The sequence below is a fragment of the Solimonas soli DSM 21787 genome, from assembly GCF_000474945.1.
Taxonomy (GTDB): Bacteria; Pseudomonadota; Gammaproteobacteria; order Nevskiales; family Nevskiaceae; genus Solimonas; species Solimonas soli.
Genome location: NZ_KI440838.1, coordinates 23554 through 48292 on the forward strand (window position 1 = coordinate 23554; position 24739 = coordinate 48292).

Genomic DNA, 24739 nt, shown 5'->3' on the forward strand with positions numbered 1-24739 from the left:
TGCTAATCAGGCCGGCGGCTTGCCTTGGTGCGCTGCTTCACGCTGTTCGAGCGCCTTGATGCGCTTCTCCAGCGCGGCGAGCTTCTTCTGCGTGCGTGCCAGCAGCTCGGCCTGGATGTCGAAGCGCTCGCGCGACACGAGGTCCCATTTCTCCAGATTGGCGCGCAGCATGGCGCGGAAGTTCTCTTCGAGTTCGCCGCGCAGGCTGCGCAGTCCGGGCGGCAGGGCGCCGGCGAGCTTGCTGGCGAGGTCTTCGATGCGGCGGGTGTCCATGGCGGGAGCGGTCGGGGGCGTTTCGCGATTATGCCTCGACGATACGCCGCCGCCCTGCACGGCAATGCACCGACATGGTGCGGGACGGCGGGTGAATCGCACTGCCAATGCCCCGAAACGGCTGGCATGGTCCATGCTTTGAAGGCCGAGGCCGCCGGGGTGATGAGGCTCCCCCGGCGTCAGGACGCTTTCCGACTCAGGAGTGACTCGCATGAAATTAATCGCAGCCATCATCAAGCCGTTCAAGCTGGACGAGGTGCGAGAAGCACTCTCGGATATCGGCGTGGCTGGCATTACGGTGACGGAGGTCAAGGGGTTTGGCCGCCAGAAGGGACATACCGAGCTGTATCGCGGCGCCGAATACGTCGTCGATTTTCTGCCGAAAGTGAAGATCGAGGTCGCCGTCGCGGACGACAAGCTCGATGCCGCCATCGACGCCATCAGCAAAGCCGCGCATACCGGCAAGATCGGCGACGGCAAGATCTTCATCTACAACCTGGACCAAGCCATTCGCATCCGCACTGGCGAAACGGGCAAAGACGCTCTCTGAGGGGGATTACGCAATGATGCGCAAAATTTTGAGCGCCGCGATGCTCGCGGCGGTATTCGGGCTCGCGCCGGCGGCGTGGGCTGATGACAGCGCCGCGCCGGCGCCGGCGGCTTCGACCGTCGCGGCACCTGCCGCCGATGCGGCGGCTCCAGCGGAGGCTGCGCCGGCCGAAGCGGCGCCGGCCGAAGCGGCCGCTGCCGAGGCTCCGGCGGCCGTGCCGCATTGCGGCGACAAGGGTTTCGATTGCAACAAGGGCGACACGGCGTGGATGCTGGTGTCGACTGCCTTCGTGCTGTTCATGACGGTGCCGGGCCTCGCGCTGTTCTACGCCGGCATGGTGCGCTCCAAGAACGCGCTGTCGACGGTGATGCAGAGCTTCGCGATCTTCTGCGTGATCGCCGTGCTCTGGGCCGCCTACGGCTACAGCGTCGCCTTCACGGTCGGCAATCCGTTCTTCGGCTCGCTCGACAAGCTGTTCCTGCACGGCGTCGATGCCAGCACGGTCGGCGCGACATTCAGCAAGGGCCAGTACATCCCGGAGCTCGTCTTCGTCGCCTTCCAGCTGACCTTCGCCGCGATCACCGTCGCGCTGGTCACCGGCGGCTTCGCCGAGCGCATGAAGTTCTCGGCCGTGATGATCTTCAGCGTCGTCTGGTTCACGATCTCCTACCTGCCGATGGCGCACATGGTGTGGCTGTGGGACGGTCCGGACGCCTACACCAGCGCTGATGCGGCGACGGCGGCGGGCGAGCACGCCGGCTTCCTGTTCCAGAAGGGCGCCATCGACTTCGCCGGCGGCACGGTCGTGCACATCAATGCCGGTATCGCGGCGCTGGTCGCGGCGATCATCGTCGGTCCGCGCAAGGGCCTCGGCAAGTTCCACTTCGCGCCGCACAGCCTGATGATGACGGCGATCGGCACCGGCATGCTGTGGATGGGCTGGTTCGGCTTCAACGCCGGTTCCAACCTCGAAGCCACCGGCTCGGCGGGCATGGCGTTCTTCAACACCCTGTTCGGCACCGCGGTCGCCGGCGTTGCCTGGACGGGCGCCGAATGGCTGACGAAGGGCAAGCCGAGCCTGCTCGGCATCTGCTCGGGCATCGTCGCCGGTCTGGTCGCGATCACCCCGGCTTGCGGTTTCGTCGGTCCGATGGGCGCATTCTGGATCTGCGCGATCGCCGGTGTGGTGTGCTTCTTCGCGGCGACCAAGCTCAAGGCCCTGCTCGGCTATGACGACGCGCTCGACGCCTTCGGCGTGCACGCCGTCGGCGGCATCATCGGCGCCATCGGCACGGGCATCTTCGTCAACCCGGCCCTCGGCGGCTCGGGCGTGTACGACTACGTCGCCAACGCGGTCGGCGCCTACGACATGAAGGCGCAAGTCATCGCGCAGCTCTGGGGCGTCGGCACGGCCATCGTATGGTCGGGCGTCTCGGCGGCCGTGATCCTGCTGATCCTGAAGTACACGATCGGCGTCCGCTCGAGCGACGAGGCGCAGGAAGAAGGTCTCGACATCGCCGACCACGGCGAGAAGGCCTACAACCAGTAAGCAACACGCGGTACCGACCGATTCATCTCCGGTGGGTTGGGGCGGGTCCTTAGGGACCCGCCCCTTTTTTATTGTTTTCCGTTTGCCGCCACCGCCTTGCGCACGGTTCTTGCGGAACCGGCTGACGCCTGGTGCGTGTTAGACTTTTGCCCACACCGATTCACAAGAACGAAAGAGCGCAGACCATGAAAATGCTCATCGCCGTCATCAAACCCTTCAAGCTCGACGCGGTGCGTGAAGCGCTGGCGGACATCGGCGTGCAGGGCATGACCGTGACGGAAGTGCGCGGCTTCGGCCGCCAGAAAGGCCATACCGAGCTGTATCGCGGCGCCGAGTACACGGTCGACCTGCTGCCGAAGGTGAAGATCGAGGTCGCCGTCGCGCCGGACATGGCCGAGCGTGCCACCGAAGCGATCCTCAAGGCGGCCAAGACCGGCCAGATCGGCGACGGCAAGATTTTCATCTACGACCTCGAGCAGACGGTGCGCATCCGCACCGGCGAATCGGGCACCGACGCGGTCTGAACCGGCGCGGCGGCCGGCGGCGGCGACGCGCGCGGGACGTCCGGCATCGTTTCGCGACGCGGCGCGGAGGAGACGACATGAAGCGGGTCGCGACACTGCTGGCGATGGCATGCCTGAGCGCGGCGGCGAACGCCGGACAGGTCTACAAGTGGGTCGACAAGTCCGGGCATTTTCATTTCAGCGATACGCCGCAGCCCGGCTGGACGCGCATCGACGCCGGCCGCGCCAATGCGTTGACGGCTGAAGTGCCGCGCGTCGGCGACGATCCGGGCAGCGAGGCGCAGGCCGCCGAGTGCCAGAAGCGGCGCGACACGCTGGCGAGCTATCGCAACGCGGCGCGCATCGTCGAGCGCGATGCGCTCGGCAATGAAAAGGAATACGGCCCCGAGCAGAAACAGGCGCTGGTGGCGCGCGCCGAGCAGCAGGTCGCCGAAGCCTGCGGCGAGAACGCCACGCCGCCCTGAGCGTCTCCGGAATCGGAAAAGGCCGCCATCCGCGAAGATGGCGGCCTTTTTTGCGCCGCGGAATCAGCCTTGCAGGGCGCGCCTGACGTAGGTCGGCAGCGCGAAGGCGCCGCGATGCGTGTCGGCGTTGTAGAACTGGCAGTCGAGCGCGGCGATCGCGCGCTCGTCGAGGCGCGCGGCCAGCGGCCCGGCCTTCTTGCAGGCGATCGAGCCCGACCACCAGCCGGACGGGTAGATCACCTGCGGGAAGTGCAGCAGATGCGTCTGCGCGAAGCCGGCCTCGCGCATCGCGGCATGCATTTCCTGGATCAGCTCCAGATGCAACAGCGGCGATTCCGACTGCTGCACGAGCATGCCGTCGGGCTTCAGCGCCTTGATGCAGTCGAGATAGAAGCGCTTGCCGAACAGGCCCTCGGCCGGCCCGACCGGATCGGTCGAGTCGATGATGATCATGTCGATCGAGCCGGGCGCCGCGTCCTTCATCCACTGGATGCCGTCGCCGAAGAACAGTGTCGCGCGCGGATCGCTGTTCCTGTCGCAGAGCTCGGGGAAATACTGCTCGGCAAGACGGGTGACGCGCTCGTCGATCTCGACCTGCGTCGCCGACTTCACCTCGGGGTGCTTGAGTACCTCGCGCAGCGTGCCGCAATCGCCGCCGCCGACGATGACGACGTTCTGCGGATCCGGGTGCGAGTTGAGCGCCGGGTGCGACATCATCTCGTGATAGAGGAAGTTGTCGCGCGTCGACACCATCGTGCAGCCGTCGATGGCCATCAGCCAGCCGAAGGTCTCGGTCTTCCAGATTTCGATCTTCTGGTACGGCGTCTGTTCTTCGTGGACTTTCTCGCCCTTGAGCGAGAAGGCCGTGCCGGTGGATTCCATCGGCTCGGTGAACCAGCTGCGATCGAGCGTCATGCGGGCCTCGTAGACTTGCGCCGATTCGGCGGCGCGGATCAGGGTTCGGCGGCGAAGCGCGCGGCGGCTACAATGCCGGGCTCGCGCCGGAAATTTTCAGGGCGCGAGTATATCGGCAAGACAAGACGGGCGAGTGACGGGCGCGATGACGAACGAAGGCTGGGACGTGGCGCAGGCGCGCGAGCTGTACAACGTGCCGCAGTGGGGCGAGGGCTACTTCGACGTCGCCGCCGACGGCCATCTGCGCGTGCGGCCGTTCCGCGAGCGTTCCGCGGTGTCGATCGATCTCTACGAGCTGGCGCGTCGCCTGCCGGCGGAAGGTCTCGAGCTGCCGGTGCTGGTGCGTTTCGTCAACATCCTGCACGATCGCGTCGACCAGCTGACCGGCGCCTTCGCGTCGGTCATCGACGAGCTCGGTTACGAGGGCCGCTATACCGCCGTCTACCCGATCAAGGTCAACCAGCAGGGCGACGTGGTCGAGGAAATCGTCGCGCACGGCGGCGAGCGCGTCGGCATCGAGGCCGGCAGCAAGCCGGAGCTGGCGGCGGTGCTCGGCCTGGCGCGGCCGGGCAGCGTCATCGTCTGCAACGGCTACAAGGACCGCGCCTACATCCGTCGCGCGCTGATCGGCCAGAAGCTGGGACACCAGGTCTACATCGTCGTCGAGAAACTGTCCGAGCTGCCGCTGGTGATCGAGGAAGCGCGGGCGCTCGACGTGGCGCCGCTGCTCGGCCTGCGCGTGCGCCTGTCGGCGAACTTCACCAGCACGCAGCAGAACACCGGCGGCGAGAAGGCCAAGTTCGGCCTGTCGGCACCGCAGATACTCGAAGCGATCGAGCTCCTGCGCGCCGCCGGCCGCCTCGACGCCGTGCAGATGATCCACTTCCATCTCGGCTCGCAGGTCGCCAACGTGCAGGATATCGCCCGCGGCCTGCGCGAGGCGGCGCGCTTCTACGTCGAGCTGCGCCGGCTCGGCGCGCCGATCGACGTGGTCGACGTCGGCGGCGGTCTCGGCGTCGACTACGAGGGCACGCGCTCGCGCTCCTTCTGCTCGATGAACTACTCGCTGCGCGAGTACGCGCGCAACATCCTGCGCACGCTGCAGGAAGTCTGCATCGCCGAAAAGCTGCCGCAGCCGAACGTGATCTCCGAATCCGGCCGTGCGCTGACCGCGCATCACGCGGTGCTGATCGCCGACGTCGTCGATCACGATGCGGCGCCGACGCAGGCCATCGTCGCGCCGGCCGCCGACGCGCCGCCGGTGCTGCACGAGCTGTACGCGCTGTTCCGCGAGATCGACGTGCAGGGGCCGATCGAGAGCCTGCACGATGCCGCGCAGTTCTTCGCCGACGCGCGCGACCAGTACGCGCTCGGTCTGCTCAGCCTGCCGCAGCGTGCCTACGCCGAGGCGGCCTATTACGCGCTGGCCCGCGCCGTGCTGCCGAAGCTCGACCCGACGATCCGCGCGCAGCGCGAGGCGATCGACGAACTGCGCGACAAGCTGGCGACCAAGTATTTCTGCAACTTCTCGGTGTTCCAGTCGGTGCCGGACGCCTGGGCGATCGATCAGGTTTTCCCGATCATGCCGATCCATCGCCTCACCGAGCGCCCGGACGTGCGCGCGCGGCTCTGCGACCTGACCTGCGATTCCGACGGCCGCCTCGATCAGTACGTCGACCGCGAGGGCCTGATGCCGACGCTGGCGCTGCATCCGCTGCGCGAGGGCGAGCCGTATCTGATCGGCTTCTTCATGGTCGGCGCCTACCAGGAAATCCTCGGCGACATGCACAACCTGTTCGGCGACACCAATGCCGTCAACGTCGTGCTCGACGGCCAGGGCGGCTGGAGGCTCGCCGGCGCCGAATCGGGCGACCGCACCGACGAGCTGCTGCGCTACGTGCATCTGGAGCCTTCGATGCTGTCCGCCGCCTACCGCGCCAAGCTCGAGGCGTCGGCGCTGCCGGCGGCGCAGAAGGACGCACTGTACGCCGAGCTCGAGGCCGGGCTGAGCGGCTACACGTATCTGAGCTAGCCCGTCAACGCGATGGGCGTCAAGAACGAGCGGCGGATCACGGTCCGCCGCCCATCCCTAGCCGCCGCGAACGGCGGCCTATCAAGGAGGCAAGCATGTCTGCATCGCTATACGACATCCCGCTCGCGCGCATCGACGGCGCGCCCGCCAAGCTCGGCGACTTCCGCGGCAAGGTGCTGCTCGTCGTCAACGTCGCCTCGAAGTGCGGCCTGACGCCGCAGTACAGCGCGCTCGAAGCGCTGTACCGCGCGAAGAAGGACCGGGGTCTCGAGGTGCTGGGCTTCCCGGCCAACAACTTCAAGGAACAGGAGCCGGGCAGCAACGAGGAAATCCAGTCGTTCTGCTCGACGAACTACGAGGTCAGCTTCCCGCTGTTCGCGAAGATCAGCGTCAAGGGTGCCGACCAGCATCCCTTGTACGGCGAGCTGACGCGGGCGCAGAAGGAGGCCGTCGGCGAAGGCCCGATGCGCGAGCGCCTGAAGGGCTACGGCATCGCGACCGGCGAGCCGGGCGAGGTGCTGTGGAACTTCGAGAAATTCCTGATCGGCCGCGACGGCAAGGTCGTCGGCCGCTTCGCGCCGGATCTCACGCCTGACGATCCGCGTCTGGGCGAGGCGATCGACAAGGCACTCGCCGCCTGAGGCGCCCGGCGTGGCGGCGGCCGCGGCGCCGCCACGCCGACGCTCAGCGCGCGAGCAGCGCGAGCTGCGGCGAGAACGTCCAGTTCTTGAAGCTGGTCACCAGCGCCGCGTCTTCGCAGTCTTCGAGCGTGCCGGCGCAGGCCTCGCGCATCGCCGACAGGCCGTCGAACCAGGTGTCGTGGCGCAGACCGGCGACGTCGGCGACCAGCGACGGCAGCAGGGCGATGTCGAGCAGCGGCGGCGCGGCGAGCGGATCGAGCGGACGGAAGTTGCTGCGCACCTGGTACTGCGTGAGGAAGTCCGGCTTTGGCAGTTGCCGCAGGTAAGGCGGCTGCTGTTCCTCGAAGTAGGCCTGGTGGTCGCCGAAATAGGCCCACACCGCGCGGCGCTGCTGCTGCGTGAGATAGCTCTCCAGCACGCCGATGCCGCGGTCGAGCTTGACCAGCTTGTTGCTGTAGTCCGACAGCTTGCCCTTCAGCGACTTGCCCAGCTCGGCCTGTTGCAGGCCGGCGATCACCGGCGTGTTCTTCGGATACGGCGCGTGCTCGTGGATCGACAGCATGTAGAGGAACAGCGGCCGCGGGTCGCGGGTGTCGGCGGCGTTGCGCTTGAGCAGCGTGACGGCGGCCTCGGCGAGGCGCTCGCTGTCGGCGATGTCCCACTCGTCGCCGGGGATCTGGTCGTACTCGTGGAAGTCGCGCAGGGTCAGCACGCGATCGAAGCCGAGACTTTCGTAGGTGCGGCCGGCGCCGTAGAAACGCTTCATGGTCGGCATCAGCACCACGGTGCGGTAGCCGTTGGCCTCGAAGCGCGCCACGAGGTTGTCCCGCATGTGCGGGGCCACGGCGTTGAACACCGTCGTGCGGCGCGCGCCGAAGTCGTCCGGGACCAGTCCGGTCAGGACCGAGAACTCTGACAGCCAGGTCTTGCCGCCGTAGGTGTGCACGCGCAGCAGACCCTGCGCGCGCGTCTCCGGGCGCTTGTCGAACATCTTCAGGTGCGGCCACCGGGCGCCCTTGATCGCGTAGCCGCGCGGGTCGAAGGTCGATTCGTTGAGCCAGACGACGACGTCCGGCTTGGCGCCGCTCGTCGCGACCGGCGCCGGCCGGTACGAGGACAGCAGGGCCTCGAAGCGCGAGCTGTCGCCGCTCGGCAGCACGGTCGGCATCTCGAACACGCTGTATGAATAGACGAGGCGGCTCATCACGCCGCAGATTTTCAGCAGGCCGCAGTCGGCGTCGTCGCGGAACACTTCCCAGTTGTGGTGGTGGCGGTTCGCCCAGGCAAAGCTCGACCAGCCGCCGAGCAGGACGAGGCAGGCCGCGCGCACGCGCCAGCCATGCGCCGGGCCGCGCCGCGCCAGCCGGGCGTGCACGCCGAGCACGAGGCAGGCGACGACGAAGCCGGCCAGCGCCCACTGCAGGCGCGGATAGCGGCCGACGATGCTCCAGTTCGCGCCCTCGCCGAGGAAGCTGAAGTCGAGCAGCGCGAGGCGATTGTCGAAGTAGCGCAGCTTGAACTCGCCGATCGCCCAGAACAGGATCGCGGCCAGCGTCGCGAAGGCGACGGCGTAGCTCCAGCGTCCGGAAATCGCCAGCATCAGCAGCAGCGGCACGGCGAACAGACCGGCGTTGATGAGGGCGCAGGTCCCGTCGTCGCTGAACTGCATCGACACCCACAAGGCCCAGACGGTGGCCGCGGCCTGCAGCAGGCCGAGGCCGAGCAGGGCAAGCGACGGGCGACGCGCGAGGATCGTCGTGGCTGTCATCGAAACGTCATGTTCTGGCGGCGGCGCACTGTAAGGCCTCGCGCGCGGCGGCGAAAGACCGTTCGACGGATCGCGGCTCGATCACGGCTTCTCGCCCGTTCAGCGACAGGACGGCCGCAATGTGGCCTAGTTCGCGGTGTGTCGTAGCGGCTTCGCCGACACTGAACCCGTCTCTTCCCTCGCCGCGCCATGATCTCGGTCGCCTGCCACATCCATATCCGCCGTCCGCCGGACGCCGTCTTCGCGTTCGCGGGCGATTACCGCAACGACCCGCGCTGGCGCCGCGGCGTCATCGACCTGCAGTGCGAGGGCGAACCGCGCATCGGCAGTCGCACGCGCGAAGTCATCCGCTTCTGCGGCCTGCGCGCCGAGACCATTGCCGAGGTTACGGCCTGGGACGCCGGTCGCCGCACCGCCTTCGAGGCCCTCAGCGGGCCGGTGCCCTGCGCCGGCCGGCGCCTGTTCGAGGCCGAAGGCGAGGGCACGCGCTTCTCCTATCTCCTGCAGCTGCGCCCGCGGGGACGCTGGCAGTGGCTGACGCCGCTGCTCGGCCTGCTGTTCCGCTGGCAGGCGGCCGGCGACCTGCGCCGGCTGCGGCGCGTGCTCGAAGCGCCGCTGCTGCAACCGGCCTGAGGCTCGCCGCGCGGCGCCGGCGCCGGCACAATCGGCGCATGCAGGATTCCCTGTTCCCCGAGGTCGAGCCCGCGGCCGTGGTCGCCGTGGCACCGCCACCGCGCAAGCGCGGCAAGGACGTCGAGCCGGCGGCGCCGTCACCGTCGCTCAGCGCCTTGCGTGCGGCCCTGCCGGCGCGGCTGCGACTCGGCACATCGTCGTGGAACTACCCCGGCTGGGTCGGCAGCGTGTGGGCGCAGGAATACCCGGAAACGACGCTGTCCAGGAAGGGCCTGCGTGCCTACGCACAGCATCCGCTGCTGCGCACGGTGAGCCTCGACCGCGCCTTCTACCGCCCGCTCGATGCCGGCCAGTACGCGGCCTACGCGGCGCAGGTGCCGGACGATTTCCGCTTCGTGGTGAAGGCGCCGAGCGTCGTTGCCGATGCGCTGGTGCGCAGCGAGAACGGCCGCGGCCTCGAACTCAATCCGCGCTTTCTCGATCCGCGCCTGGCCGTGCACGCGTCCGCCGAGCCGGCCAGCGAAGGCCTGGGTCACAAGCTCGGCGTGCTGGTCTTCCAGCTGAGCCCGCTGCCCGACGAGATGCTGATGCACGATCGCGCCGGCCTGCTGCAGCGGCTGGCGGCGATGCTGCAGGGGCTTGCCGAGCTGCGCGCGCAGGTGCCGGACGTGATTGTCGCCGTCGAGGTGCGCAACGCCGCATGGCTGGGGCCGGATTTCGTCGCCGTGCTGCGCGCGTCGGGCGCGACGTATTGCCTGGGCCTGCACGCGAAGATGCCGGCGATTGGCGAACAGCTGCCGATCCTGCGCGCGCTGTGGCCGGGGCCGCTGGTCTGTCGCTGGAACCTGCACCGCCGCCACGGCGCCTATGGCTATGAAGAGGCGAAGCGCCTGTACGGCGCCTTCGATCGCATCGTCGATGCCGATCCCGAGACGCGTGCGGCGCTGGCCCGCGTCATCCGCGGCACGACCGGCGCCGGCTGGCCGGCATACGTGACGATCGGCAACAAGGCCGAAGGCTCGGCGCCGCTGACCGCGGCCGCGCTGGCCGAAGCCATCGCCGCCGCGGCCTAGGCTTCCTTCTTCGCGGCGCGGGCGCGGGCGATCGCCGCGCGCACCTGCTTCGGGCTGGTCGCGCCGTAGTGGTCGCGCGCGTTCAGCGAGCCTTCGAGCGTGATGCAGGCGTAGACGTCCTCGCCGATCAGATCGGAGAACTGGCGCAGCTCGGCGAGCGACAGCTCCGCGATGTCGCAGCCCTTCTGCTGCGCGAAAGCGACCGTGCTGCCGACGGCGTGATGCGCGTCGCGGAACGGCAGGCCCTTCCTGACGAGGTAGTCGGCGAGGTCGGTCGCCGTGGAGAAGCCCTTGGCGGCGGCGGCGCGGCAGTGGTCGCGGCGCACTTCGATGGCCGGGATCATCTCGGCGTAGACCGAAAGACAGATCGATACGGTGTCGACGGTGTCGAACAGCGGCGGCTTGTCTTCCTGGTTGTCGCGGTTGTACGCCAGCGGCTGGCCCTTCATCAGCACCAGCAGCGCATTGAGATTGCCGATCACGCGGCCGGTCTTGCCGCGCACCAGTTCCGGCACGTCCGGGTTCTTCTTCTGCGGCATGATCGAGCTGCCGGTGCAGAAACGGTCCGGCAGGTTGACGAAGCCGAACATCGGCGTCGACCACAGGATCAGCTCCTCGCTCCAGCGCGACAGGTGCACGAGGATCAGGCTGGCGGCGGCGCAGAACTCGATCGCGAAATCGCGATCGGACACGGTGTCGAGCGAGTTCTCGGTGACGCCGTCGAAGCCGAGCAGCTCGGCGACGTAATGGCGGTCGATCGGATACACGGTGCCGGCCAGCGCGGCGGCGCCGAGCGGCAGCAGGTTCAGGCGGCGGCGCGCGTCGACGAGCCGCGAGCGGTCGCGCAGCATCTGCTCGCGCCAGGCCAGCATGTGGTGGCCGAAGGTCACCGGCTGGGCGATCTGCAGATGCGTGAAGCCCGGCATCACGGTCTCGGCCTCGCGCTCGGCGAGATCGAGCAGGCCGTCGGCGACGCGGTCGATCAGGATCAGCAGCTCGTCGATGACGTCGCGCACATACAGGCGCAGGTCGGTGGCGACCTGGTCGTTGCGCGAGCGGCCGGTGTGCAGGCGCTTGCCGGCGTCGCCGATGCGCTCGGTCAGCCGCGCCTCGATGTTCATGTGCACGTCTTCGAGCTTCTCGCTCCACTCGAACGTGCCGGCCTCGATCTCGGCGAGGATCGCCTCGAGCCCGGCGACGATCTTCTCGACGTCCTGCGCCGACAGCACGCCGACCTTGCCGAGCATCCTGGCGTGCGCCTGCGAGCCGCGGATGTCCTGGCGATAGAGACGCGCGTCGAAGCTGACCGACTCGGAGAATTGCTCGACGAGCGCGGAAGTCGATTCGGCGAAACGACCGCCCCACAATTTCTGGTTGCCGGACATGAAAGCGCAGTCTGCGAGGAAAGGGCCGAGATTATAGGCCCGCCGCCTCGCCGGCACCGCTTGCCGCTGGCGGCCCCGGCGCTGCAAAGTGGCGCCCATCGGAAAGCCGGCGAACCTGGCGGCTTGCGACCCGAGGCATCGACTCCCGCCCACATGCAGCAGATTGCGCCCTCCGCCAAGCATCGCCTCGACCTCATCCCCAACTTCTGCGAGTTGCGGCCGGTACTGTCGCTGGCGTTCACCATGGCCATGGTCGCTGCCGTGCTGACGCTGACGACGGGCATTTCCGGCGAACGTGCCCTGCAGCGCTGGTTCCTGATCACGCTCTACCTGCAGTGGATCGGCCTCTGCGCCGCGGCGATGCTGTGCTGGGCGCGGCGCTGGCTGCGCTACGCGCGGCCCGGCGTGGTGTTCTTCGTCTGCTGGGGATTGCTGGCCGTCATGGTCATGCTGATTTCCGACGGCGCCTACCGGATCAGCGCCGCCATGCAATGGGATTTCGCGACCCGCGACGAGGCGCGCCTGGCCTTCGTGCTGCGCCACACCCTGATCGCGGCGATCGTCGCCGTGCTGCTGCTGCGCTACTTCTGGCTGCGCCACCAGTGGACCATGCAGGTGCGCGCCGAGGGCGAGGCGCGCTACCAGGCGCTCAACGCGCGCATCCGGCCGCACTTCCTGTTCAACGCGCTCAACAGCCTGGCGGCGCTGATCCAGGTGCGGCCGGACGAGGCGGAGATGATGGTCGAGGACCTCTCCGATCTTTTCCGTGCCAGCCTGCAGAAGGGCCAGCAGATCGCGCAGCTGCTCGAGGAGATCGGCCTCTGCCATGCCTATCTGCGCATCGAGAAGCTGCGGCTCGGCGACAAGCTGATCGTCGAGTGGGACATTCCCGAGGAGCTGCTCGAGTGGCCGGTGCCGAAGCTGATCCTGCAGCCGCTGATCGAGAACGCCATCCACCATGGCATTTCGCGGCTCGCGCAGCCGGGCACCGTGCGCATCGCCGCGCGCGAGATTTTCGGCCGCCTCGTCATCGAGGTCAGCAATCCGATGCCGCCGCAGGACGAGCCGGTCGTGCACGGCAATCGCGTCGCTACCGACAATATTGCTCAACGCCTCAAGCTGATTTACGGTGGCGGGGCGCGGTTCGAGTTGGGGCGCGATCTGCGTCTGGAAGGTGGCGTGTTCCGCTCGCGACTGGTGTTGCCGCACATCACGGTGCCGGAACCGGTGCCGGTCTGAATTCGAACAAGGAAGCGGGAATCCGGGGAGAGGTGAATGCCATGCGCGTCGTGATCGTGGATGACGAACCCCTGGCGCGCGAGCGCCTGAAGCGGCTGCTGCAGGAATTTCCGGGCTACGAAGTGGTCGGCGAGGCCGACAACGGCGAGGCCGCGCTCGACGTCATCGATGACGAGGAGCCGGATCTGGTGCTGCTCGACATCCGCATGGGCGGCATCGACGGCCTGCAGGTCGGCCGCCAGCTCGCCGAGATGGACGTGCCGCCGGCGGTGATCTTCACCACGGCGTATTCCGAGCACGCGCTGTCGGCCTTCGACGCCAATGCCTCGGCCTACCTGCTCAAGCCGATCCGCATCGAGAAGCTGCGCGACGCCCTGCAGCGCGTGCGCAAGCCGACGCGCGCGCACAAGCCGAAGAGCAACGGCAGCGTCGAGGCGGCGCCGCTCAAGCGCGAGTTCATCCTGGCGACCACGCGCGACGGCCTGATCCGCGTGCCGACGCAGGAAGTCGTCTACTTCCTCGCCGACCAGAAGTACACGACGGTCGCGCATCTGCACGGCGAGGTGCTGATCGAGGAATCGCTGAAGACGCTGGAGGAGGACCTGCAGCCGCAGTTCCTGCGCATCCACCGCAAGGCGCTGGTCAACACCAACTTCATCGCCAGCCTCGAGCGCGACCGCCACGGCGAGCAGCACCACTGGCTGAAGATGAAGCACGCCGCGCAGGCCCTGCCGGTATCGCGGCGCCGGCTGGCCGAGGTGCGACGCTTCCTCACCGAAGCCTGAGCGCCGGCGGCCGTCTCGCCGCCGGCGAATCGTGTGAGAATGCGGGCCCCCGCATGATCCACGTCTGAGCCGATGAATCTTCGCATCGCAACGCGCGAGTCGCCGCTCGCGCTGTGGCAGGCCGAGCACGTCAAGGCCCGCCTCGAAGCCGCGCATCCCGGCCTCGTCGTCGAACTGGTGCCGATGACCACGCGCGGCGACCAGCTGCTCGCCAGTCCGCTGGCGGCGGTCGGCGGCAAGGGCCTGTTCGTCAAGGAACTCGAGCAGGCGATGCTCGAAGGTCGCGCCGACATCGCCGTGCATTCGATGAAGGACGTGCCGGTGCAGCAGCCGGACGGCCTCGCGCTGGCCGTGTTTCTCGGCGGCGAGGACCCGCGCGACGCCTTCGTCTCCAACCGCTACGCGGCGCTCGCCGAGCTGCCGGCCGGCGCCGTCGTCGGCACCTCCAGCCTGCGCCGCCAGGCGCAGCTGCGCGCCGAGCGGCCCGACCTCACGGTGCGTGATCTGCGCGGCAACGTCGGCACGCGCCTGCGCAAGCTCGACGAGCAGCAGTACGACGCCATCCTGCTCGCGCACGCTGGCCTCGCGCGCCTCGGTCTCGGCGAACGCATCCGCGAAAGCTTTGCGGTGACGCGCTTCGTGCCGGCGATCGGCCAGGGCATCATCGGCATCGAATGCCGTGACGGCGATGCGCGCACGCGGGCCTTGCTCGCGCCGCTCGCCGACGCCGCTTCGGCGGCGCGTCTCGCCGCCGAGCGCGCCATGAACGCGCGGCTCGGCGGTGCCTGCCAGGTGCCGGTCGCCGGCCACGCGGTGATCGCGGGTGAGCGTCTGCACCTGAGCGGCCTGGTCGGCGCGCCGGACGGCTCGCAGCTGATCCGCGACACGATCGAGGGTCCGGTCGCCGCCGCCGCCGCGCTCGGCGGCGCACTCGCGCAAAGCCTGCTCGCCAAGGGCGCGCGGCCCATTCTCGCGGCGCTCGGCGTCGCGGTGTAGATGGAAACCGAGGCTTCGCTGCGGGGCCTGCGCGTGCTCGTCACGCGGCCGGCCGCGCAGGCCGATGCGCTGTGCCAGATGCTCGCCGCGCGCGGCGCCGACGTGCTGCGCCTGCCCTTGCAGGCGATCGCGCCGGCGCGCCAGCCGGCCCTGCTGATGCGCGCGCTCGCCGAGGCGCGCAGTGCCGAAGCCTGGATTTTCACCAGTGTCAACGCCGTCGAGCAGGCGCGCGCGCTGGACGCCGGCGTCTGGCCGCGGGCGATCGCGGTCGGCGCGGCGACGGCCGCCGCGCTGGAGCGGCTCGGCGTCACCGTGGTGGCGCCGGCGGCGAGCTACAACAGCGAGGGCGTGCTGGCGCTGCCCGAGCTGCAGCAATGCGCCGGGCGTCGCTACGCGCTGATCACCGGCGAGGACGGCCGCACGCTGATCGCCGACACCCTGCGCGCGCGCGGCGCCGAGCTGACGACGCTTGCCGTCTACCGCCGCGTCGATCTGCCGTATCCGCCCGCGCAGATCGCCGAACTGCTCGCCGCGACCGACGTCGCCATCGTCACCAGCGGCGAGGCGCTGGCGCAGCTGGCGCGGCTGCTGCCGGCGGGCGACGCGGGGCTGCTGCGGCGCCTGCAACTGGTTGTGCCCAGCCAGCGTGTGGTAGAACAGGCGCGGCAGATCGGCGTCCTCGCAGCGCCACTGATGCCCGAGCAGGTGGCCGACGCGTCCTACGTTCGCTGTCTCGAAGCGTGGCATCGCCGATAAAAGCGATAAAGCCCATGACCGAATCCGAAGTCTCGAAGCCGTTTCCCCCCGGACCGGCGCCCGACGCGCCCCGTCACTACGTCCGCTGGCTGCTGCTGCTGGTCGCCGCGGCCCTGCTCGCCGGCGGCGGCGCCTGGCTCTACGCGCGCGTCAGCAGCCTCTATGCCGAACAGGACGAGCTGCTGCGCCGCACCAGCCGCGACCTCAATGCGCTGGAAGTGCAGGCCGACCGCCTCGAATCGCGCCAGGCCGACCTCAACGCCGCCGTCCAGCGCAGCGCCGACGATCTCGCCGCCTTCGGCAAGCGCATCGACGCCAACGAGCAGCTGGTCGGCGATCTCAAGGACCAGATCAACGGCGGGCGCGGCCACTTCCAGCTCGCCGCCGTCGAACAGCTGCTGCTGCTCGCCAACGACCGTCTGCAGCTGGCGCGCGACGTGCCGGCAGCGCTGATCGCCATCGACGAGGCCGACGCGCGCCTCGTCGCGCTGCGCGAGCCGCGCCTGTTTCCCGTGCGCCAGGCGCTGGCACAGGAGAAGGCCGCGCTGCAGGCGGTGCCGCTGCCGGACTACGCCGGCGCGGCGCTGACCCTGTCGAGCCTGATCCAGCGCGCGCCGCGCCTGCCGCTGGTGGCGCGCGTGCCGACGCGCTTCGAGGCGACGCCCGAGCGGGTGCCGCTGCCGGAGCATGCGCGCTGGTACCAGCGCGCCTGGGCTTCGGTGCGCGAAGCGCTGTCGAGCATCTTCTCGGTCCGCCGCGACAGCGGCCCGTCGCCGCGCCTGCTCGGCGCCGAGCAGGAAGCGCTGGTCGTGCAGGTGCTGGCGCTCAAGCTCGAAGGCGCGCGCGTCGCGCTGCTGCGCGGCGACACGACCAGCTTCCGCGACCTCTGCGAATCGGCGGCGGCCTGGCTCGACACCTACTTCCAGCACGACGATCCGGGCGTCGCCGCGGCGCGCGCCGAACTCGAACGCCTGCGCCCGCTCGATCTGTCGCCGCCGCTGCCGGACATCGGCCGCAGCCTGAACCTGCTGCGCGCCTTCATGCGGCCGGCCGCCACGCCATGATCCGTCTGCTGCTGATCTCGCTGCTCGTGCTCGCCTGCGGCGCGGCGGTGGCGTTCTATCTGCGCGCCGAAACCGGCTACGTGCTGATCAGCTTCCACCGCTGGATCGTCGAGACCTCGCTGCTCGGCCTGCTGGTCGGCCTGATCGTCGTGCTCGGCGGCGCCTACCTGCTGGTGCGCCTGCTGATCACCGGCATCAGCCTGCCGGTCACCGTGCGCCGCATGCTGCAGCGCCGCCGCGAGGAGAAGGCGCAGCAGTCCTTCGAGACCGGCCTGCTGCGCCTGCTCGAAGGCAACTGGAAGCGCGCCGAGATCGAGCTCGTGCGCCGCGCCGCCGATCATCACGCCGGGCATCTGAACTATCTCGCCGCCGCGCGCGCGGCGCAGCGCATGGGCGCCGGCGATCGCCGCGACCACTACCTGCGCCTGGCCATGGAGATCGCGCCGGAGATGGAGTTCGCGACGCTGCTGACGCAGACCGAGCTGCAGATCGAGCGCGGCGAATACGCGGCGGCGCGCGACACCGCGCTCAAGCTGCGCGGCATCAATGCCCAGCATCCGTACGCGATCGAGCTGCTGGCCGCCAGCTACGACGGCCTCAAGGCCTGGGAATCGCTGCGCCAGCTGCTGCTCGACGCCGAGACGCGCAGCGCGCTCGCCGACGAGCGCTACCGCGCGCTGCTGACGCGCACGCTGGTCGAATGCCTGCAGGAAGCGCAGCGCCTGGCGCGACTCGACCGCCTGAAGACGGTGTGGGACGGCGCGCCGAAGGATCTGCGCCGCGTGCCGGAGGTGCGCAACGAATACGTGCGCGGCCTGGCGCGGCTCAACGCGCACGCCGAGGCGCTGGCGGTGATCGGCGACGTGCTGGCGAAGAACTGGGACGGCGAGCTCGCCTCGCTGTACGGCGAACTGCATGCCGTCGATCCGCTGACGCAGCTGGCGGCGATCGAGGCCTGGCTGAACCAGTACGGCGAACGCCCCGAGCTGCTGATCACCGCCGGCCGCGTCTGCCTGCGCAACAAGCTTTGGGGCAAGGCGCGCAGCTATCTCGACGCGGTGATCCGCGTCGCGCCGACGCCGGCCGCCTACCTGGAACTGGCGCGACTCTGCGAGCAGACGCAGAACGGCGAGGAAGCGCAGCGCGTTTACAAGCAGGGACTCGAGTTCGCCGGGCAGGCGCTGTAGCGCCCGGCCTCAACCCAGCTGTGGCCAGGTCTCGAAGGCGTAGTCGAACGAGTCGTAGTAGAGATCGTCGGCGGACAGGCCGGCGGCGATGAAGGCGTCCTTGCCGGCGCGCACCATGACCGGCGGGCCCGAGAGGTAGGCGTCGTGGCCGGCCAGTGAAGGATGCGCGGCGAGCACCGCTTCGTGCACGAGGCCGCGCGCACCGCGCCAGTCAACGTCGGGCTCCGACAGCACCGGCACGTAGCGGAACTGCGGGTGCGCGTCGGCCCAGGCGCGCAGCTTGGCGTCGAGATAGAGATCGCGCTCGCTGCGCACGCCCCAGTAGAGCTCGGTCGGCCGGCTCGGGCTCTTCTCGAGCAGCGCGTCGAGCATCGCGTGGATCGGTGCGATGCCGGTGCCGCCGGCGACCATGATGATGGGTCGTGACGAATCCTCGCGGAGATAGAAGGCGCCGAGCGGACCTTCGAGGCGCAGGATCGCGCGCTCGGGCATTTCATGCGCGGCCCAGTTCGCGAAGCGGCCGTTCGGCGTGACGCGGATGTGCAGTTCGAGCGTCTCGCCGTTCGCCTTGTTGGCGATCGAGAAACTGCGGCGCCGCCCCTCGGCGAGCAGCAGGTCGACGTACTGGCCGGGCAGGTACTGGAAGCCGTCGCCCTTCGGCAGCTTCAGGGTCAGGCAGAGCACGTCGTGCGCCAGCCATTCCTTCTTCAGCGCGCGCACCGGCAGCTGGCGCGGCCGCAGGCTGTCGAGCTGCGGCGGCTGGTGCAGGGCGATGGTCAGCGGCGAACGTGCGTGCGCCAGGCACATGAGGATGTAGCCGGCCGCCTGCTCGGCGGCCGACAGCGCCGGCGGCGGGAACGGGTAGTCGATGGTGCCGGACACGAGCCGCACGCGGCAGGAGCCGCAGCCGCCCGACTGGCAACCGAAGGGCAGCGCGAGGCCATGGCGCAGGCCGGCGGCGAGCAGCGTTTCGCTTTCCTCGACCGGGAAGCTGCGCGGCTGATCGGCCCCCCGCCTGGCAAAGTACACTGGGTGACTCATGAAAACCCTGCAAGAGAGATTGCCGGAGCGCGCGCTGGTCGCCGGCTGCGGTGACATCGGCCAGCGTGTCGCGCGGCGCCTGCGCGACCTGGGCCGCGAGGTTACGGCAATCGTCCGCGACCGGCAAAAGGCCGACGCGCTGCGCGCACAGGGCATCGCCACGCGCCTCGAGGATCTCGACGCGCCGCGCGACGCCGGCGAGTGGCCGCTCGTATTCTGGTTCGCACCGCCGTCGACCGGCGATCTGCGCGACGCGCGCCTGCGCGGCTGGCTCGCCGCGCAGCGCGGGCCTGTCGCGCGCCTCGTCTACATCTCGACGCCGGCGGTGTACGGCGACTGCGGCGGTCGCTGGATCGACGAGGACGAACCGATCGCGCCGCGCAGCGAGCGCGGCCGGCGCCGCGCCGATGCCGAGCAGGCCTTGCGCGACTGGCAGGCCGCCGGCCGCGGCGAGGTCGTGATTCTGCGCGTGCCCGGCATCTACGGCCCCGGCCGTCTGCCGGTGGAGCGTTTGCGCCAGCGCCTGCCCGTGCTGCGCGCCGAGGAATCGCCGTACAGCAACCGCATCCACGCCGACGATCTCGCCGAAGCGGCGCTGCATGCGGCCGTCCATGGTCGCGCCGGGCGCGCCTATCACATCGCCGACGGCACGCCGACGACGATGGCCGATTACTTCACGCGCTGCGCGCGCCTGCTCGGCCTGCCGGAGCCGCCGCAGGTTTCGTATGAGGAGGCACGGCGCGTGCTGACTCCCGCGATGTGGTCCTTTATGGAAGAATCCAAGCGGCTGCGCGTCGAGCGCATGCGCGGGGAACTGTCGTTCACGCCGCGTTATCCGGATCTGCGCACGGGCCTGCCGGCCTGCCTCGCGAGTCCAACACCGCATGAAGAAGAAGGAGTGTCGTGATGAGCATGCTCAAGGAATTCAGGGAATTCGCCATGCGCGGCAACGTCATCGACCTCGCGGTCGGTGTCGTGATCGGCGCCGCGTTCGGCAAGATCGTGTCGTCGCTGGTCGCCGACGTCATCACGCCGGTGATCGGCGTGCTGGTCGGCGGGGTCGACTTCTCGGATCTGGCGATCACCTTGAAGGCGGCTGCCGGCGATACGCCGGCGGTGCTGCTGAATTACGGCAAGTTCCTGCAGTCGATCTTCGACTTCATCATCATCGCCTTCGCCATCTTCCTGTTCATCAAGGGCGTCAACCGCCTGCACAAGAAGAAGGCCGCCGAGCCGGCGCCGCCGGCGCCGTCCGCGCAGGAAGTGCTGCTGACCGAAATCCGCGATCTGCTCAAGCAGCAGCGCAGCGCTCCCTGAGCGTGCGCCTCGGCATGGCGCCGGCGTTTTTGATCGCGGCGCTCGTCGCCACGGCGAGCGCCGCGGCCGCGACTCCGCCCGTCGCCGATCCGCCGCGCGACGCGGCGCATCCGGCGGCGATGCTGCAGATCGAAATGCCGAACGGCGGCGCGACGATGTTCGGCACCTACTACCGCGCGGCCGGCGCCGGCCCGCATCCGACCGTGCTGCTCCTGCACGGCCTGCCCGGCTACGAGGACAACGGTGATCTCGCCCAGGCCCTGCGTCGCGCCGGTTGGAACGTATTGCGTTTCCACTATCGCGGCGCCTGGGGCAGCGGCGGCACGTTCTCCTTCGCGCACGCGATCGAGGACGCCCGGATGGCGCTCGCCTATCTGCGCGCGCCGGAACAGGCGGGCCGTCTTGCCGTGGACCCGGCACGCATCGTCGTGATCGGCCACAGCATGGGCGGCTTCGTCGCCGCGACCGTGGCGTCGCGCGATCCGGCGGTGCGCGGCGTCGCGCTGCTGTCGGCCTGGAATCCCGGCACGCTGGCGAGCAAGGCGAGCGCCGAACTCGATCAGGCCATGCTCGCGGAATTCCGCGGCGACGTTGGCCCGCTCGGTGGCGTTTCGCCCGAAGACTTGCTCGCCGAGGCGAAACAGCACGCCCGCGAGTGGGATCTGCTCGACGACGGCGAGCGCCTGAAGACGCGCCCCGCGCTGGTCGTGGCCTCCGATGATTTCCTGCGCGACGACGATCTGGCGATTGCCGAAGCCTGGCGCAAGTCCAACCCGCACGGCGTGACCTCGCTGCATCTGCCGACCGATCACTCGTATTCCGATCAACGTCTGGCGCTGCAGGCGGCGGTCATCGGCTGGCTCGCGCCGCTGGCGCGCTGAGGGTGGCGCCGAACAGCGTCGCGGCGTCGAGCGCGTCCGCCATCGCGCGATAGCCGGCGTCGCCCGGATGCAGGTGATCGCCGGAATCGAACCCGGCGCGCAGGCGTGACGGGTGTTGCGGATCGCGCAGCAGCGCGTCGAAATCGACGACGGCATCGAACTCGCCGCTGTCGCGCACCCAGCGATTGACCGCCTCGCGCAGCGCGTCGCGCTCGGGTCGGTAATAGCCTTCGAGCGGCGTGCCCTGCAGCGCGCCCTCGAACGGCGTCAGCGTCGCGCCGACGACGCGCACGCCGCGCAGATGGGCGCGCGCGATCAGCTGCCGGTAGGCGCCGATCAGGTCCGCCACGCGCGGCGGCGCCTCCTGCGGCGCGAACGCGTGACCGGGCCAGGCGATGTCGTTGATACCCATCAACACGATCACGCTGGCGAGGCCGGGCTGCGCGAGCACGTCGCGCTCGAAGCGCGCCAGGGCGCTGTCGCCCATGCGCGTCTTGAGCAGGCGCGCGCCGGAGATGCCGGCATTGAGCACGACGACGTTCTGCGGCGCGAGGCGCGCGGCGAGGAAATCCGGCCAGCGATGATCGAGGTCGGGCGTCGACGCGTTGCCGTCGGTGATCGAGTCGCCGAAGGCGACGACCGTGCGCGGCCGCGTCCCGCCGTCGACGAGGATGTCGCGCACGAACGCGCGCGCCTGCAGGCGCGCGTCGACCTGCATCGCCGGCGCGGCGGTCTGGTCGCCGGCGCCGACGTAAGCCGTCTGGCGCGCGTCCCAGTGGAAGGTCGACGGCGGCGTCGGCTCGGGCAGATAGAGGCTGACGCTCAGCGTCTCCAGCGCGTTGACGTCGAGTTCGAGCGGATCACTGAGCAGGATCGCGCCCGGTGGAACCGTCGCGGCGTGCGCGCCGTCGAAGCGCAGCACGCGGTCACTGCCAGCGGCGACCGAGCCGTCGCGGCCGGCGCGCGCGAGATGCGCGGCGCCGATGCGCAGGGCCTGCGCGCCGTATTCGTTCGACAGCATGACGCGCACGCGCCGACCGCCGAGCGCGACGCGCATCGACTGGCGCAGCGTCTGCCGCCAGAAATGATCCGGCACCTGGGTCGACAGCGGAAACTCGCCGCTCCACAAGGGCTGCGGACTCGCGGTCCAGACGACACGCCAGTCGGCGATGGCCGAGGAGGCGAAGGCGAGCGCCAGGACGGCGGCGAAGGCGGCGGGGCGGCGGCGCATGAAGGACTCCATGACAGGCGGGCGCAGAGTATGTCGGCGCCATCCCGCAGCGCCCATGCATCGGCCCGGCACCGCTGTCGTGCCGTCGAATCAGCAATCGCCGTATGCCGGTCGCCGGCCCGCGCGCAGCGCGTCGCGCGCCGCTTTGATGCGGCTGGCGGCGGCGTGCAGCGTGTCGTCGAGCAAGCGTTTCAGCGACGCGCAACGACCTCGCATTGTCCGATGCCCGCTCGGCATTAGAATCAAGCATCGCGACGTCAGCGCTTGTTGGAGCTGGGTCTTGGGCAGCGAGACGGTGATTGACTTGTCGGGCATGCGGGCTCGCCTGGAAAGCGACGGCGAGGGCCCCTGCGCCTTTTCATCCACGGCCAGGGTGGAGACCTTCGAACCTGGGATCGTCTCTGGACGTTTCTGCCCGGAAATCGACGTCTGGTCCGCTATGACCTGAGAGGCTTCGGGGGCTCGGTCGCGACGGCCGACCAACGCTACAGGCACAGCGAGGATCTCGTGGAACTGCTTGATGCGCTCTCGATCGAGAAAATCGATCTGGTCGGCGTATCCATGGGCGGCGGCATCGCGCTCAGCTTTGCTCTCGACCATCCTCTTCGGGTACGCAGCCTGATCCTGATCAGCCCGCAGATCGCGGGTTGGGAATGGTCCGTGCCGTGGCAGATGCGCTGGCAGTCGATCGTCGAGGCCGCGCGTTCGGGACGAATGGCCCACGCCAAGCGGCTCTGGTGGGATCACCCCATGTTCGCATCCACCCGCGATTCGGAAGCGGTTGCTGATCTGCGCGATGAGATCGAGCGCTTCGAGGGCAGGCAGTGGATTGCCGACGGGCATGCCCTCGTCATGAGCCTTGGCCGGAAACAGGAAACGGAAAGCCGGTTCGCGCTCCGCAAGGAATGGCCGCGCGCGTCGGGCTGGCGCCGATTCAGACCGCGGCGCGCAGCTTCGGCTGCGGGTGATGCAGCGCGTACTCGCGCTTGAGCAGGCGCAGGCAATCCTCAAAGGTGCGCGAGACCTGCGTCTGCAGGCGGATGCGTTCGAGCTTGGGCCAGGTCGCGCGTTCGCCGTCGCGGATGAACTGCCGGATGTCGTCGGCGCTCGGGTTGCTGAACAGGCGCAGGGCGCGGCGGTGCGAAGGCGCCGGAAACACGTTGATGTCGCCGGAGTAGCGCTGCTGCAGGATGTTGTCGACCTTGCCGAGCAGGCGGCCGCCGCCGTAGGGATCGAGGTGCTTGCGGGCCAGCTTGAGCGCGCCGCTGCTGCCCTGCTTGATCAGCTCCCTGGCCAGCGGCGCGAGCCCGCGGCGCTCGAGTTCGGCCTCGGCGAGCAGCGGCACGATGTGCGGATTGGTCTGGCTGACGATGTAGTGATTGACGTTGTGCAGGCGCGCGAGGCGCAGCATCGGCAGGTCCGAGGACAGCGTGCCGTCGATCCAGCGCTTGCTCGGCAGGTAAGGCACGACGCGCTTCTCGTAGTCGCGCGCCTCGAGCTGCACCGGCTCGAACACGCCGGGCACCGCGCAGGAGGCGAGCACGGCCTTGCGCATGATCACGTGCGGCGCGGTCAGATAATTGAGCAGGCGGCCCTGCTGATGCGGCTCGGCCGGCGAGACGGTGACGCTGACGATGCGCCGCGTGCGCTCGAAGGCCTCGACGAAGGTGTACTCGCCGATGTTGGCGCCGACGCAGCGTTCGAGCTGGGCGCCGTCCATCATCGAGCCGGTGCGCAGGCTCTCGCGCCAGCCTAGCAGGCGGAAGGCGTCGAGATCGAGCCCGCCGGGCTCGAACATCTGCGCGATCTCGGCGTCGTTGCGCACGGCTAACGCGCTGGCGATGATCGAGCCCGCCGAAGCGCCGGACAGCACGCGCGGCAGGAGCTTCTCGGCGTGCAGCGCCTTGATCACGCCGAGATGGAACAGGCCCAGGGTGCCGCCGCCAGACAGCATCAGCGCCGAGCGGCCGAAGGCGGTCGCCGTGCGCTTGAAGAACGGAATCTTGTCGTCGAGGCCGAAATCGGCGAAGTCGCCGGCGCAGATGAAATCGAGGCAGCGCGACACTTCGCGCAGGTAGTCCTCGATCAGCCGCTTGGTGCCGATGCGCGCGACGCCGTACAGCGCCGGATTGGAAAGATTGCCGAGATTGCCGTGCAGGCCTTCGTACAGCTCGAACGCCAGCTGGCGCGCATCGCCCTGGCGGCGCAGCAGGCGCATGCGCTGCAGGCGTTCGCGCAGCAGCAGGTAGTCGTAGTCGTCACTGGCCTCGTCCGCCTTCCAGGCCTCGCCACCTTCGAGGCGATCGAGATCGGCGGCGATCTCGCGCCAGGCGGCGTAGTGCTCCGCCTGCGCAAGATCGCGCAGGCGTTCTCGAACGAGGCGGTGAACGAAGCGGGGTGGAGTTCTCATGTAAGCTGAGTGTAGGTGCAAAGCC

27 protein-coding genes are annotated in these 24739 nt (G+C 69.3%); 18 read left to right on the forward strand and 9 right to left on the reverse strand.

Going from position 1 to position 24739, the window contains the following annotated elements; genetic code table 11:
• Positions 1-6: 6 nt before the first annotated feature.
• Positions 7-273 carry an accessory factor UbiK family protein gene (locus K344_RS0116410; protein WP_028081583.1) on the reverse strand — a complete coding sequence of 89 codons (267 nt, stop codon included), beginning with the start codon at positions 271-273 and terminating at the stop codon, positions 7-9.
• 211 nt (positions 274-484) lie between these two features.
• Between K344_RS0116410 and glnK the strand changes: the two genes are divergently transcribed.
• Complete coding sequence (glnK, locus tag K344_RS0116415) at positions 485-823, forward strand: P-II family nitrogen regulator (RefSeq protein ID WP_028081584.1); 339 nt, start codon at positions 485-487, stop codon at positions 821-823.
• A gap of 6 nt (positions 824-829) precedes the next feature.
• On the opposite strand, the gene K344_RS25085 is transcribed toward glnK, so the two are convergent.
• Positions 830-1123 (reverse strand): hypothetical protein, encoded by a 294-nt coding sequence (locus tag K344_RS25085; protein ID WP_169729312.1) that lies wholly within the window; start codon positions 1121-1123, stop codon positions 830-832.
• Here K344_RS25085 and K344_RS0116420 point away from each other — a divergent pair.
• The 3 genes from K344_RS0116420 (at position 1092) to K344_RS0116430 (ending at position 3360) form a co-directional block, all read left to right on the forward strand.
• The gene (locus K344_RS0116420) at positions 1092-2372 is read left to right on the forward strand and encodes an ammonium transporter (protein WP_084197584.1); all 1281 of its coding nucleotides are present in this window, start codon (positions 1092-1094) and stop codon (positions 2370-2372) included. The genes K344_RS25085 and K344_RS0116420 overlap by 32 nt on opposite strands.
• A gap of 185 nt (positions 2373-2557) precedes the next feature.
• Entirely contained in the window at positions 2558-2896 is a 339-nt protein-coding gene (locus K344_RS0116425) for a P-II family nitrogen regulator (RefSeq protein WP_028081586.1), read from the forward strand.
• 77 nt (positions 2897-2973) lie between these two features.
• Entirely contained in the window at positions 2974-3360 is a 387-nt protein-coding gene (locus tag K344_RS0116430) for a DUF4124 domain-containing protein (RefSeq protein ID WP_028081587.1), read from the forward strand.
• Positions 3361-3423: 63 nt separating this feature from the next.
• Here the strand turns inward: K344_RS0116430 and speE are convergent, their stop codons facing one another.
• Positions 3424-4275, reverse strand: a complete 852-nt coding sequence (gene speE / locus K344_RS0116435) for a polyamine aminopropyltransferase (protein ID WP_028081588.1) — start codon at positions 4273-4275, stop codon at positions 3424-3426.
• A 145-nt stretch (positions 4276-4420) separates the two neighbouring features.
• On the opposite strand from speE, the gene speA reads away from it, so the two are divergent.
• Positions 4421-6307: a biosynthetic arginine decarboxylase gene (gene speA, locus K344_RS0116440; protein WP_028081589.1), complete on the forward strand. Its 1887-nt coding sequence runs from the start codon at positions 4421-4423 to the stop codon at positions 6305-6307.
• 95 nt (positions 6308-6402) lie between these two features.
• A complete protein-coding gene (locus K344_RS0116445) occupies positions 6403-6948 on the forward strand; it encodes a glutathione peroxidase (protein WP_028081590.1) in 546 nt (181 codons plus the stop codon).
• Between the two features lie 43 nt (positions 6949-6991).
• On the opposite strand, the gene K344_RS0116450 is transcribed toward K344_RS0116445, so the two are convergent.
• Positions 6992-8716 (reverse strand): LTA synthase family protein, encoded by a 1725-nt coding sequence (locus K344_RS0116450; protein WP_028081591.1) that lies wholly within the window; start codon positions 8714-8716, stop codon positions 6992-6994.
• Positions 8717-8905: 189 nt separating this feature from the next.
• Between K344_RS0116450 and K344_RS0116455 the strand changes: the two genes are divergently transcribed.
• Together K344_RS0116455 and K344_RS0116460 are read left to right on the forward strand one after the other, a co-directional pair.
• Positions 8906-9349, forward strand: coding sequence for an SRPBCC family protein (locus K344_RS0116455; protein WP_028081592.1), 444 nt, complete (start codon positions 8906-8908; stop codon positions 9347-9349).
• A gap of 38 nt (positions 9350-9387) precedes the next feature.
• Entirely contained in the window at positions 9388-10422 is a 1035-nt protein-coding gene (locus tag K344_RS0116460) for a DUF72 domain-containing protein (protein WP_028081593.1), read from the forward strand.
• Here the strand turns inward: K344_RS0116460 and argH are convergent.
• A complete protein-coding gene (gene argH / locus K344_RS0116465; RefSeq protein WP_028081594.1) occupies positions 10419-11807 on the reverse strand; it encodes an argininosuccinate lyase in 1389 nt (462 codons plus the stop codon). The genes K344_RS0116460 and argH overlap by 4 nt on opposite strands.
• Before the next feature lie 153 nt (positions 11808-11960).
• On the opposite strand from argH, the gene K344_RS0116470 reads away from it, so the two are divergent.
• The 6 genes from K344_RS0116470 (at position 11961) to K344_RS0116495 (ending at position 17834) form a co-directional block, all read left to right on the forward strand.
• Positions 11961-13046, forward strand: a complete 1086-nt coding sequence (locus K344_RS0116470) for a sensor histidine kinase (RefSeq protein WP_028081595.1) — start codon at positions 11961-11963, stop codon at positions 13044-13046.
• A gap of 41 nt (positions 13047-13087) precedes the next feature.
• Positions 13088-13831: a LytR/AlgR family response regulator transcription factor gene (locus K344_RS0116475; protein WP_043114804.1), complete on the forward strand. Its 744-nt coding sequence runs from the start codon at positions 13088-13090 to the stop codon at positions 13829-13831.
• Between the two features lie 72 nt (positions 13832-13903).
• The gene (hemC, locus tag K344_RS0116480; protein ID WP_028081597.1) at positions 13904-14827 is read left to right on the forward strand and encodes a hydroxymethylbilane synthase; all 924 of its coding nucleotides are present in this window, start codon (positions 13904-13906) and stop codon (positions 14825-14827) included.
• Entirely contained in the window at positions 14828-15583 is a 756-nt protein-coding gene (locus tag K344_RS22160; protein WP_051362325.1) for a uroporphyrinogen-III synthase, read from the forward strand. It begins immediately after the preceding gene.
• A 14-nt stretch (positions 15584-15597) separates the two neighbouring features.
• On the forward strand, positions 15598-16647 hold the full coding sequence (locus K344_RS0116490) for a uroporphyrinogen-III C-methyltransferase (RefSeq protein WP_028081598.1): 1050 nt from the start codon (positions 15598-15600) through the stop codon (positions 16645-16647).
• Positions 16644-17834, forward strand: a complete 1191-nt coding sequence (locus K344_RS0116495; protein ID WP_028081599.1) for a heme biosynthesis HemY N-terminal domain-containing protein — start codon at positions 16644-16646, stop codon at positions 17832-17834. The genes K344_RS0116490 and K344_RS0116495 overlap by 4 nt, the downstream gene beginning before the upstream one ends.
• 9 nt (positions 17835-17843) lie before the next feature.
• Here K344_RS0116495 and K344_RS22165 read toward each other — a convergent pair whose 3' ends face one another.
• Entirely contained in the window at positions 17844-18875 is a 1032-nt protein-coding gene (locus tag K344_RS22165) for a 2Fe-2S iron-sulfur cluster-binding protein (RefSeq protein ID WP_043114806.1), read from the reverse strand.
• Here K344_RS22165 and K344_RS0116505 point away from each other — a divergent pair.
• Genes K344_RS0116505 through K344_RS0116515 form a run of 3 tightly spaced genes read left to right on the forward strand, consistent with a single transcriptional unit; the run spans position 18874 to position 21073 of the window.
• Positions 18874-19782 carry an SDR family oxidoreductase gene (locus tag K344_RS0116505; RefSeq protein ID WP_028081600.1) on the forward strand — a complete coding sequence of 303 codons (909 nt, stop codon included), beginning with the start codon at positions 18874-18876 and terminating at the stop codon, positions 19780-19782. The two genes, K344_RS22165 and K344_RS0116505, sit on opposite strands and share 2 nt — an antisense overlap.
• On the forward strand, positions 19782-20192 hold the full coding sequence (mscL, locus tag K344_RS0116510) for a large-conductance mechanosensitive channel protein MscL (protein WP_028081601.1): 411 nt from the start codon (positions 19782-19784) through the stop codon (positions 20190-20192). Before K344_RS0116505 ends, mscL begins: the two co-directional genes overlap by 1 nt.
• Positions 20193-20206: 14 nt before the next feature.
• The gene (locus K344_RS0116515) at positions 20207-21073 is read left to right on the forward strand and encodes an alpha/beta hydrolase (RefSeq protein WP_028081602.1); all 867 of its coding nucleotides are present in this window, start codon (positions 20207-20209) and stop codon (positions 21071-21073) included.
• On the opposite strand, the gene K344_RS0116520 is transcribed toward K344_RS0116515, so the two are convergent.
• Complete coding sequence (locus K344_RS0116520) at positions 21042-22304, reverse strand: SGNH/GDSL hydrolase family protein (RefSeq protein WP_084197585.1); 1263 nt, start codon at positions 22302-22304, stop codon at positions 21042-21044. The two genes, K344_RS0116515 and K344_RS0116520, sit on opposite strands and share 32 nt — an antisense overlap.
• A 90-nt stretch (positions 22305-22394) precedes the next feature.
• Positions 22395-22619 (reverse strand): hypothetical protein, encoded by a 225-nt coding sequence (locus tag K344_RS24200; RefSeq protein ID WP_157623050.1) that lies wholly within the window; start codon positions 22617-22619, stop codon positions 22395-22397.
• A gap of 45 nt (positions 22620-22664) precedes the next feature.
• Here K344_RS24200 and K344_RS22170 point away from each other — a divergent pair, with 45 nt between their 5' ends.
• Positions 22665-23294: an alpha/beta fold hydrolase gene (locus tag K344_RS22170; RefSeq protein WP_281169468.1), complete on the forward strand. Its 630-nt coding sequence runs from the start codon at positions 22665-22667 to the stop codon at positions 23292-23294.
• Here the strand turns inward: K344_RS22170 and K344_RS0116540 are convergent.
• A complete protein-coding gene (locus tag K344_RS0116540) occupies positions 23239-24714 on the reverse strand; it encodes a DUF3336 domain-containing protein (protein ID WP_028081604.1) in 1476 nt (491 codons plus the stop codon). The two genes, K344_RS22170 and K344_RS0116540, sit on opposite strands and share 56 nt — an antisense overlap.
• Positions 24715-24739: the final 25 nt, after the last annotated feature.

Coding starts and splice junctions, on each gene's coding strand:
- K344_RS0116410 (WP_028081583.1), bottom strand. CDS start 273: ATGGACACCCGCCGCATCGAAGACCTCGCCAGCAAGCTCGCCGGCGCC.
- glnK (WP_028081584.1), top strand. CDS start 485: ATGAAATTAATCGCAGCCATCATCAAGCCGTTCAAGCTGGACGAGGTG.
- K344_RS0116420 (WP_084197584.1), top strand. CDS start 1,092: ATGCTGGTGTCGACTGCCTTCGTGCTGTTCATGACGGTGCCGGGCCTC.
- K344_RS25085 (WP_169729312.1), bottom strand. CDS start 1,123: ATGAACAGCACGAAGGCAGTCGACACCAGCATCCACGCCGTGTCGCCC.
- K344_RS0116425 (WP_028081586.1), top strand. CDS start 2,558: ATGAAAATGCTCATCGCCGTCATCAAACCCTTCAAGCTCGACGCGGTG.
- K344_RS0116430 (WP_028081587.1), top strand. CDS start 2,974: ATGAAGCGGGTCGCGACACTGCTGGCGATGGCATGCCTGAGCGCGGCG.
- speE (WP_028081588.1), bottom strand. CDS start 4,275: ATGACGCTCGATCGCAGCTGGTTCACCGAGCCGATGGAATCCACCGGC.
- speA (WP_028081589.1), top strand. CDS start 4,421: ATGACGAACGAAGGCTGGGACGTGGCGCAGGCGCGCGAGCTGTACAAC.
- K344_RS0116445 (WP_028081590.1), top strand. CDS start 6,403: ATGTCTGCATCGCTATACGACATCCCGCTCGCGCGCATCGACGGCGCG.
- K344_RS0116450 (WP_028081591.1), bottom strand. CDS start 8,716: ATGACAGCCACGACGATCCTCGCGCGTCGCCCGTCGCTTGCCCTGCTC.
- K344_RS0116455 (WP_028081592.1), top strand. CDS start 8,906: ATGATCTCGGTCGCCTGCCACATCCATATCCGCCGTCCGCCGGACGCC.
- K344_RS0116460 (WP_028081593.1), top strand. CDS start 9,388: ATGCAGGATTCCCTGTTCCCCGAGGTCGAGCCCGCGGCCGTGGTCGCC.
- argH (WP_028081594.1), bottom strand. CDS start 11,807: ATGTCCGGCAACCAGAAATTGTGGGGCGGTCGTTTCGCCGAATCGACT.
- K344_RS0116470 (WP_028081595.1), top strand. CDS start 11,961: ATGCAGCAGATTGCGCCCTCCGCCAAGCATCGCCTCGACCTCATCCCC.
- K344_RS0116475 (WP_043114804.1), top strand. CDS start 13,088: ATGCGCGTCGTGATCGTGGATGACGAACCCCTGGCGCGCGAGCGCCTG.
- hemC (WP_028081597.1), top strand. CDS start 13,904: ATGAATCTTCGCATCGCAACGCGCGAGTCGCCGCTCGCGCTGTGGCAG.
- K344_RS22160 (WP_051362325.1), top strand. CDS start 14,828: ATGGAAACCGAGGCTTCGCTGCGGGGCCTGCGCGTGCTCGTCACGCGG.
- K344_RS0116490 (WP_028081598.1), top strand. CDS start 15,598: ATGACCGAATCCGAAGTCTCGAAGCCGTTTCCCCCCGGACCGGCGCCC.
- K344_RS0116495 (WP_028081599.1), top strand. CDS start 16,644: ATGATCCGTCTGCTGCTGATCTCGCTGCTCGTGCTCGCCTGCGGCGCG.
- K344_RS0116505 (WP_028081600.1), top strand. CDS start 18,874: ATGAAAACCCTGCAAGAGAGATTGCCGGAGCGCGCGCTGGTCGCCGGC.
- K344_RS22165 (WP_043114806.1), bottom strand. CDS start 18,875: ATGAGTCACCCAGTGTACTTTGCCAGGCGGGGGGCCGATCAGCCGCGC.
- mscL (WP_028081601.1), top strand. CDS start 19,782: ATGAGCATGCTCAAGGAATTCAGGGAATTCGCCATGCGCGGCAACGTC.
- K344_RS0116515 (WP_028081602.1), top strand. CDS start 20,207: ATGGCGCCGGCGTTTTTGATCGCGGCGCTCGTCGCCACGGCGAGCGCC.
- K344_RS0116520 (WP_084197585.1), bottom strand. CDS start 22,304: ATGCGCCGCCGCCCCGCCGCCTTCGCCGCCGTCCTGGCGCTCGCCTTC.
- K344_RS24200 (WP_157623050.1), bottom strand. CDS start 22,619: ATGCCCGACAAGTCAATCACCGTCTCGCTGCCCAAGACCCAGCTCCAA.
- K344_RS0116540 (WP_028081604.1), bottom strand. CDS start 24,714: ATGAGAACTCCACCCCGCTTCGTTCACCGCCTCGTTCGAGAACGCCTG.